The following is an 8,262-nucleotide window of genomic DNA, read 5'->3' as shown; positions in this document are numbered from 1 at the left end:
GGAGGCTTTGCAGGCGCTGCAGTAGCTCATGGCGGATTAGATGTTATAAACCTTGGTGTTATTGGTAAAGTTGCTTCATTTATTGTCTTAGCACCAATTATCGGTATGTTTATGGCTTATGTCATTACTGTAATCATCGTTAATATTTGCCGATATGCCAATCCATCACGAGCTGAGTGGTGGTTTAAAAAATTACAATTAGTTTCTTCCGCTTTGTTTAGTCTCGGACACGGTGGTAATGATGCCCAAAAAGTAATGGGAATCATTGCTGCGGCGATTATCGTTTACCTTAAAGATAATCCAGGTGAAGTAAGTACAATTTCTCACTGGCTACAGGTTAGCTATACCGTTGTAGGTGGAAAAGTAAAAATTAATCATATCCCTGAATGGATTCCTATCGCATGTTATACAGCTATTGCAATTGGAACAATGAGCGGTGGTTGGAAGATTGTTAAAACTATGGGGACAAAAATCACTAAGGTTACTCCATTAGAGGGTGTTGCAGCAGAAACAGCGGGTGCGATTACTTTATTCATGACAGAACACTTTAAAATACCTGTTTCTACCACTCATACCATTACCGGTGCAATTATAGGGGTAGGATTAAGTAAGCGTATCTCTGCAGTTAGATGGGGCATAACAATTAGTCTAATGTGGGCATGGATTTTAACAATTCCTGTTTCCGCAGCATTAGCAGCCACACTGTATTATATAATAAGTCTATTCTTCTAAAAATTTATTTGAATTTATTATTGGGGCATCCAGCTATTTTGAAAGAGCCTGAATGCGCATATCTTTAAATTCAATCCTAGATAATTCTCTTAGCTTTCCTGCCGTAAATAGGCTATCGTATTTAGATATTGCTGTAAGGGAATCATTTAAGGGCATTTGATAATTGACGTAATCTTGGAAAATTACACCGCCCACATTATGGGTTTTTATAACTTCTCTAAATCTATTTCCTCCTGCACTGTAGGCAAAATGATCCATACTATAATCACTAACATCAAACCAATAATAATACACGTCGTTATGGTCGGCACCACCCTCGTTTTTATCAAAGGAAATTTCTAATTTATGATATCTTTTATCTTTGATTTTTACCTCATCGATATACTTTTTAATAACTGAAGCATCATTCAATTTTAGTGGTAAATACAGAAAATATACTACAGCATTTAAAGACTGAGAATACTTGGATACGTCTTTAGCATTCAAATTAAGCTCTTTACCATTTAACTCTCTTCTAAAACCTTGATTATCAAGAATATCGTGAACCATTCCGGTAGAATCTGAAAAAGTACGCTCATAACGAAATTTACCTTCATTCTGCATGATTTTGAATTTTACATCTCTAAAAGTAAATTCAATGCTAGCATTATTAAGCTTATCCATTTGATAAAAGCTAATACTCTCATCAATAATTTGTTGTGGATCTCGAGAATTTGAACAAGATGAGATTATAGAAATAGCAGCAAGGAAAAGGATAAACAGAAATGACTGTCTCATATTAAAATTTATTATTGATTAAATAAGAATTAAGAACGCTAAAAGAGCATATTATAAAGCTATAAAACAAAATTAAGCAAAATTATACCCAGCATTAAATTCAAATCTTAAATTACAAACAAACAAAAATGCCTTTCAGTTTTAGCTGAAAGGCATTTCGATATGTTTTAAATTATTAAACTAATAATCTTACAGGCTCTTCAAGCAAAGCTTTTAAGGTTTGTAAGAATGCAGAACCAGTTGCACCATCAACTACACGATGATCACAGCTAAGCGTAACCTTCATTACATTTCCTGGAACAACAGCACCATTCTTAACAACCGGCACCTGCTGAATTCCTCCAACTGCTAAAATACACGCGTCTGGCGGATTGATAATCGCGGTAAACTCATCAATTCCAAACATGCCTAAATTTGAAATCGTAAATGTTGAACCTTCCCAATCTGAAGGTTGTAATTTTTTAGTTTTAGCACGCTGAGCAAAGTCTTTTACCTCTGCAGAGATATGAGAAAGCGATTTTCCATCAGCAAAACGCACCACTGGAACCAATAAACCATCTTCTACAGCCACAGCAACTCCAATATTTACATGCTCATTATAGCGGATTTTATCTCCCAACCACGATGAATTCACATTTGGATGTTGTTTTAAGGCTACTGCCACAGCTTTAAGCACCATATCATTAAATGAGATTTTCGCAGCCGAAAATTCATTGATTTTGGTACGGGCTTTCATCGCACTATCCATATCAATTGACATGGTTAGATAAAAATGAGGGGCAGTAAATAAACTCTCAGATAGACGCTTAGCAATTACTTTACGCATTTGAGAAACTGGCTTTTCTGTATATTTTTCTTCCCCAATAAATTGTGGAATTGTTACTGCTGGAGTTTCTACAACTTTCGTTTCTGCTGGAGCTGCTGCCTTTTGACCACCTAGGTTAAATCCTTCAATATCTTTTTTAACGATTCTTCCACCTTCAGCGCTTCCCTTTACTTGAGATAAATCTATACCCTTATCCTTCGCAATTTTTCGGGCTAAAGGAGATGCTTTAAGACGTGAACCTGAGTCGGCTTGAACTTCTTGCTTAACTGCAGCTACAGGAGCAGCTTTAGCTTCTGAACTCGCTGGAGCAACAACAGTGCTCGCTTGTGCCTTTGGAGATGAATTAAGAAAAGGAGTAACATCTGTCCCCTCTTTACCTACAATTGCAATAATATCATTAACCTTTGCAGCTTGGCCCTTTTCAACACCCACATAAAGAAGCGTTCCTTCAGCATAACCAATTACCTCCATGGTTGCTTTATCAGTTTCCACATCAGCAAGCGCATCATCACTTTTAACTTTATCACCAACTTTCTTATGCCATTCAGCAATAACACCTTCAGTCATGGTATCACTTAAAAGAGGCATACGAATAATGGTGGCACCTAAAGCTTCAGCATCCGCATCACTGCTTGCAGGAGCTTGAGAATTAGTTGTAGCAGGTTTATCTTCTGCAGCACTAGGCTCAAGGTTACTATTTTGTGCTGGAGCGGCACTTAAAAGAGATTGAAAGTCTTCGCCAGGCTGACCTAAAATTGCAATTACTGAATCGACAGGCGCTGCCTCACCTTCCTTCGCGCCTATATATAATAATGTTCCTTCTTGGAAGGACTCAAAATCCATTGTTGCCTTATCAGTTTCAATTTCAGCAACTAAATCACCCGAACCAATTTTATCACCAACTTTTTTATGCCACTTTGCGATCACACCTTCTGTCATCGTATCGCTCATTTTCGGCATTTTTACTACTTCAGCCATTATTATTTACAGATTAGTATTTTATAAAAAGTTTAGATTAGTCGCGGATAAATGGATAGTCAGATTGAACGTACACATCTTCATATAATTCAGATGCATCTGGCCATGGAGATTCTTCAGAAAACCTTACTGATTCGTCAACAATTGCCTTAACTTTTTCATTAATCTGCTCAAACCATGCTGCATCAGCATATTTTTTCTCCTCAATAGTAGCTTTAACTACTTCAATTGGATCTTTAGCCTTATAAGTTTCAACTTCCTCTTTGGTTCTATATTTAGCTGGATCAGACATCGAATGTCCTTTATAACGATAGGTTCTAGCTTCTAAGAAAGTAGGGCCATCGCCTCTTCTAGCTCTTTGAACTGCCTCATCCATTGCATTATGCACAGCTACTGGATCCATTCCATCAACTGGCGCACATGGCATATCAAAACCTAATCCGATTTTGTAAATATCAACCATGTTGGTAGTACGAGCTACCGAAGTTCCCATCGCATAACCATTGTTCTCACAAACAAAAATTACAGGTAACTTCCATAACATCGCCATGTTAAAGGTTTCGTTAAGTGCCCCCTGACGAACAGCACCATCACCCATGTAACATACACAAACATTGGTAGTTCCATTATATTTTTCAGCAAATGCAATTCCGGCGCCCAAAGGAATCTGTCCACCTACAATCCCATGTCCGCCGAAAAATTTCTTTTCCTTGCTAAACATGTGCATCGAACCGCCTTTACCTTTAGAACATCCGGTTGCTTTTCCGTAAAGTTCAGCCATTATTTCATTTGAGCTCATGCCTCTTGCTAAAGCATGCGCATGATCACGATAAGCAGTAATCATAGAATCATCAGGTCCAAGAACCGACATAGCACCAGCCATAACAGCTTCTTGACCAATATACAAATGGCAAAATCCTCTGATTTTTTGCTGCCCGTAAAGTTGTCCTGCTTTCTCTTCAAACTTGCGCATCAAAAGCATTGACTCGTACCACTGAAGATAGGTTTCTTTCGTAATTTCTATTGAACTCATTCGTAATCGTATGTGTAATTCTTTTTTAGCCCTATTAGGGTCAGCAAATCTAACCATATCTTACCAAAAAAAGAATAGTAAAGCGTATTGTTTATACTGTTTATCTATAATTTAATTTCATATCTATCTATAAACTATGTCATTATATTGACAGTTAAGCACTTCGACTTGCTTAGGGTCACAAAATTTCGTATATTTGTAACATTCTGGAATTATAAAGCGTATAAATTAATTCATTCAGTTTATCTTTAAAAACTAGAAAATATTTATAATATGGGTAAAAAGTTTGTTTTACTTCTTCTACTAATCGTTTCTATAGTGTCTGTACAGGCACAAACCAATACAAAGGAGCAAAAACCTGACACTCAGGTAGAAGATCCTGATAATTTGGCAAAAGAATATTTCTCTCAAATTATGGGTGTTGCACTTTCTGCTACATCTAATTTAAAATTATATGAATTTGTTTACGACTGGATAGGAACTCCTTATCGCTTAGGTGGTGGAACAAAAAAAGGTATTGATTGCTCAGGATTTGCTTTTGAATTATACAACAAAGTATTTAGTACACTTATTGGAAGTAATTCAAGAAATATATTTAGCATGGTAAATCCTATTAATAAAGAAGAATTGAAAGAAGGAGATCTAGTATTCTTCAAAATTGGAAGTCGCTCAATTACCCACATGGGCGTTTACATGGGAAATAATAAATTTGCTCATGCTTCAAGCAGCAAAGGTGTGATGATCAGTGATTTAGATGAAGCTTATTGGAAACGATATTACTACAAAGGCGGCCGATTACTTGCCAAACTTAGAGAATAATTAAATTAAAATATTCTGAAAAGCATCCTCAACGATGCTTTTTTTATGCCCTAAAGTTCAAAAAAATTCAAATTAAGGCATTTGAACAAGAATCATGTTTTTTAAAAAAATAGCATTATTTGGTTCAAAAAAGCTGATTTAACAAATATTCTTCCTATCTTTAATAAATTAAAAAGAAAAAAAATTAACTCATATGTACGGAACTTATATTTTCTTATTCATTTCTCTAGTTATTTTGTTTAGCTCATTTGTAACGGTTAAACAGGGTACAATTGCTGTAATCACCATTTTTGGTAAGTACAGAAGACTACTTAAACCGGGCTTAAGTCTCAAAATTCCATTAATAGAGCTTATTCACTCTCGTGTATCTATTCAAAATCGTGCCGTAGAGCTTGAATTTCAAGCGGTAACCGTTGATCAAGCCAATGTGTATTTTAAAGCAATGGTACTCTACTCGGTAAATAATCCGGATGAGGAAACTATCAAAAATGTAGCCTTTAAGTTTATTAATGAGCAAAACTTGATGCAAGCACTTATTCGCACCATTGAGGGTACTATACGTGCTTTTGTTGCAAGTAAAAGACAAGCAGAGGTTTTGAGTCTAAGAAAAGACATTGTGGATCACGTAAAAGAACAATTAGATAATGTTCTAGAATCTTGGGGTTATCATTTACAAGATCTTCAAGTAAACGACATCACCTTTGATGAGGTAATTTTAACCTCTATGAGTCGCGTGGTTGCTTCTAACAACCTAAAAGCTGCAGCAGAAAACGAGGGACAAGCTTTACTAATTACCAAAACCAAAGCTGCTGAAGCAGATGGTAATGCGATTAAAATTGCTGCAAATGCTGAACGTGAAGCTGCGCAATTACGCGGGCAAGGTATTGCACTTTTCCGTGAGGAGGTTGCAAAAGGTATGACGCATGCAGCAAAAGAAATGCAAACTGCAGATTTAGATACTTCAGTAATTCTATTCACTATGTGGACTGAAGCCATCAAGCATTTTGCTGAGAATGGCAAAGGGAATGTAATTTTCTTGGATGGTTCATCAGATGGTATGAAACGTACCATGGAGCAAATGATGAGCATAAATATCATGGAAACTCAAGACAAGAAAAAAGCATAATTACTAAGTAAATTACTTTTAAAAGGCTTTAATCTAGCCCCCAATTCAAACCGATTTATAGGAATGAGTTGGGGGTTTTTTTGAACACGTCCTTAACCATTTCTCTAAAACTTATTCGAAATGAAATATTTAGAGCTATTTAATCCTTAAGAATAATACAAAAGAGCAATCAAAATATACAAAAAAGCCAGCTAATAAATGCCAAAAAAAGCCCCGGTATACCGGGGCTTTCATTATTTTATTTGGATAAAATCTGCCATGATCTGCAATCCTTCATCGCGGATAAAGTCGATATCCTCCTTAGCTTTGCTTTCACCTTTCTTTAAAGGTGACAAACCTTTAGCAGCTCGCTTCTTATTTTCACGAGCTAATGATTTTGCCTCCTGCTCTTCTCGATCCTTCTTGAGTTTAGCCTCATTTAACGTGATAGATGTTTCTGCATCACGCTTAGCAAATTCAGCAATATCTTCTTGAAGATCTTTGAAATCTGATGATACTTTCATTCGCTCCTGATGTAAAGCAAGTAGTTTTGCTTTAGCTGTACTTAAATTAGCAACAGGTGTAAAAATACTAGGCTGAACTGTATCCCAAACTAATGCACGTGGCTCAGAGCTTTCTCCATATTTATCCTTCGGAAATACAGTTGGAAACTCAATATCAGGAACTACACCCTTGTGCTGAGTGCTACTACCATTTACACGATAAAATTTAGCCATGGTTAAGTTAATCTGACCAAATTCAGGCGCATTGCTTGAACTTATCTTTTCTCCTTTATTATTATTAACCGTTTGCAGTCCTTTAAGCATAATTTTATCACTAGTGCTGATAATTCGAGACATGTCAATACCTTGTTGTACTGTGCCCTTACCATACGACTGATTGCCAATAATCACACCTCTGCCATAATCTTGAATTGCGCCTGCAAAAATTTCGGATGCTGAAGCACTAAAGCGATCAATGAAAACACCTAATGGACCATCCCAAGCAATTGATTCTTCCTCATCTTCGTTCACTTCTACTCTGTTTCTACGATCACGAACTTGAACTACGGGACCAGATTTAATGAACAGTCCCGTAAGCGTAATTGCTTCGGGAAGTGAACCACCACCGTTACTTCTCAAATCAAGAACAACAGCATCAACTTTTTCTCTTTTTAAAGTGTCTAATAAAAGTTTTACATCACGGGTGGTACTTTTATAATTTGGATCACCTGCCTGTAGAGCCTTAAAATCAGCATAAAAAGCTGGTAATTGAATGATTCCAATTTTATAGGATTTACCACCTTGATTTATGGTTTTAATGATCTTTTTCGCTGATTGATCTTCAAGTACTACCTTATCCCTCACCAATTCAATAATTTTAGGAGTAGATGATAATTCTTGTCCCGCAGGAATCACCTTTAAACGAACAATTGTGCCTTTTGGCCCCTTAATTTTAGTTACAGTAACATCCAATCGCCAGCCAATCACATCCACAAATTCACCATCCTTACCCTGGGCAACAGCAATTATTCGATCATTTGCCTGTAAAGCCTTCGATTTGAATGCCGGTCCGCCAGGTATAATTTCAGCAATTTTAACCACCTCATTCTCCAATTGCAATCTAGCTCCGATACCTTCAAATGTACGAGCCAAATCTTCATTAAATTCTTGAGCCCTATTGGGAACAAAATAACTTGTATGGGGATCTACAGTCCCAGTAAAAGCATTCATGAAAATCTGGAAAACATCCTGATGATTGAACTTTGTAGACTGTGATATTAGATTTTCGTAACGCTTTTTCAGGGTTTCCTTAATTTTTGATTGATCAGTACCCGTAATCTTTAAATTGAGCATTTCGTACTTAATACGCTTTGACCAAAGGCTATTGGATTCGGCTTCCGACTTTAACCAAGGAAATTTTTCGCGGTCGTAAGTATAACTATCATTAGTCGTAAAATTGAAATCCTTTTCAATTTCCTTTAGCGCAAAG

At 36.5% G+C, this 8,262-nt stretch carries 7 protein-coding genes; 3 read left to right on the top strand and 4 right to left on the bottom strand.

Annotated features, from left to right (window positions below):
* Positions 1 to 732, top strand: a 732-nt coding sequence (locus ACIQ0D_RS09900) for an anion permease (protein WP_395805162.1), incomplete at its 5' end; no start/stop codon positions are given.
* A 33-nt stretch (positions 733 to 765) separates the two neighbouring features.
* Here the strand turns inward: ACIQ0D_RS09900 and ACIQ0D_RS09895 are convergent.
* From ACIQ0D_RS09895 to pdhA, 3 genes are all read right to left on the bottom strand, one after another.
* The gene (locus ACIQ0D_RS09895) at positions 766 to 1,509 is read right to left on the bottom strand and encodes a DUF6503 family protein (RefSeq protein WP_395805160.1); all 744 of its coding nucleotides are present in this window, start codon (positions 1,507 to 1,509) and stop codon (positions 766 to 768) included.
* Between the two features lie 175 nt (positions 1,510 to 1,684).
* Positions 1,685 to 3,313 carry a 2-oxo acid dehydrogenase subunit E2 gene (locus ACIQ0D_RS09890; protein ID WP_395805159.1) on the bottom strand — a complete coding sequence of 543 codons (1,629 nt, stop codon included), beginning with the start codon at positions 3,311 to 3,313 and terminating at the stop codon, positions 1,685 to 1,687.
* Positions 3,314 to 3,350: 37 nt separating this feature from the next.
* Positions 3,351 to 4,346, bottom strand: coding sequence for a pyruvate dehydrogenase (acetyl-transferring) E1 component subunit alpha (gene pdhA / locus ACIQ0D_RS09885; protein ID WP_395805164.1), 996 nt, complete (start codon positions 4,344 to 4,346; stop codon positions 3,351 to 3,353).
* Positions 4,347 to 4,619: 273 nt separating this feature from the next.
* Here pdhA and ACIQ0D_RS09880 point away from each other — a divergent pair, with 273 nt between their 5' ends.
* Together ACIQ0D_RS09880 and ACIQ0D_RS09875 are read left to right on the top strand one after the other, a co-directional pair.
* On the top strand, positions 4,620 to 5,165 hold the full coding sequence (locus tag ACIQ0D_RS09880) for a C40 family peptidase (RefSeq protein ID WP_395805157.1): 546 nt from the start codon (positions 4,620 to 4,622) through the stop codon (positions 5,163 to 5,165).
* Positions 5,166 to 5,358: 193 nt separating this feature from the next.
* Positions 5,359 to 6,291, top strand: a complete 933-nt coding sequence (locus tag ACIQ0D_RS09875) for an SPFH domain-containing protein (protein ID WP_395805156.1) — start codon at positions 5,359 to 5,361, stop codon at positions 6,289 to 6,291.
* 233 nt (positions 6,292 to 6,524) lie between these two features.
* Here the strand turns inward: ACIQ0D_RS09875 and ACIQ0D_RS09870 are convergent.
* Positions 6,525 to 8,262 (bottom strand): carboxy terminal-processing peptidase (locus ACIQ0D_RS09870; protein WP_395805154.1); only part of this gene is annotated, 1,738 nt, incomplete at its 5' end.

It is taken from the genome of Daejeonella sp. (genome assembly GCF_044342615.1).
Classification (GTDB): Bacteria; Bacteroidota; Bacteroidia; order Sphingobacteriales; family Sphingobacteriaceae; genus Daejeonella.
The sequence above is the reverse complement of the archived record's forward strand: the minus strand, read 5'-3'. Positions and strand labels throughout refer to the sequence as shown.

Coding starts and splice junctions, on each gene's coding strand:
- ACIQ0D_RS09875 (WP_395805156.1), top strand. CDS start 5,359: ATGTACGGAACTTATATTTTCTTATTCATTTCTCTAGTTATTTTGTTT.
- ACIQ0D_RS09895 (WP_395805160.1), bottom strand. CDS start 1,509: ATGAGACAGTCATTTCTGTTTATCCTTTTCCTTGCTGCTATTTCTATA.
- ACIQ0D_RS09880 (WP_395805157.1), top strand. CDS start 4,620: ATGGGTAAAAAGTTTGTTTTACTTCTTCTACTAATCGTTTCTATAGTG.
- ACIQ0D_RS09890 (WP_395805159.1), bottom strand. CDS start 3,313: ATGGCTGAAGTAGTAAAAATGCCGAAAATGAGCGATACGATGACAGAA.
- pdhA (WP_395805164.1), bottom strand. CDS start 4,346: ATGAGTTCAATAGAAATTACGAAAGAAACCTATCTTCAGTGGTACGAG.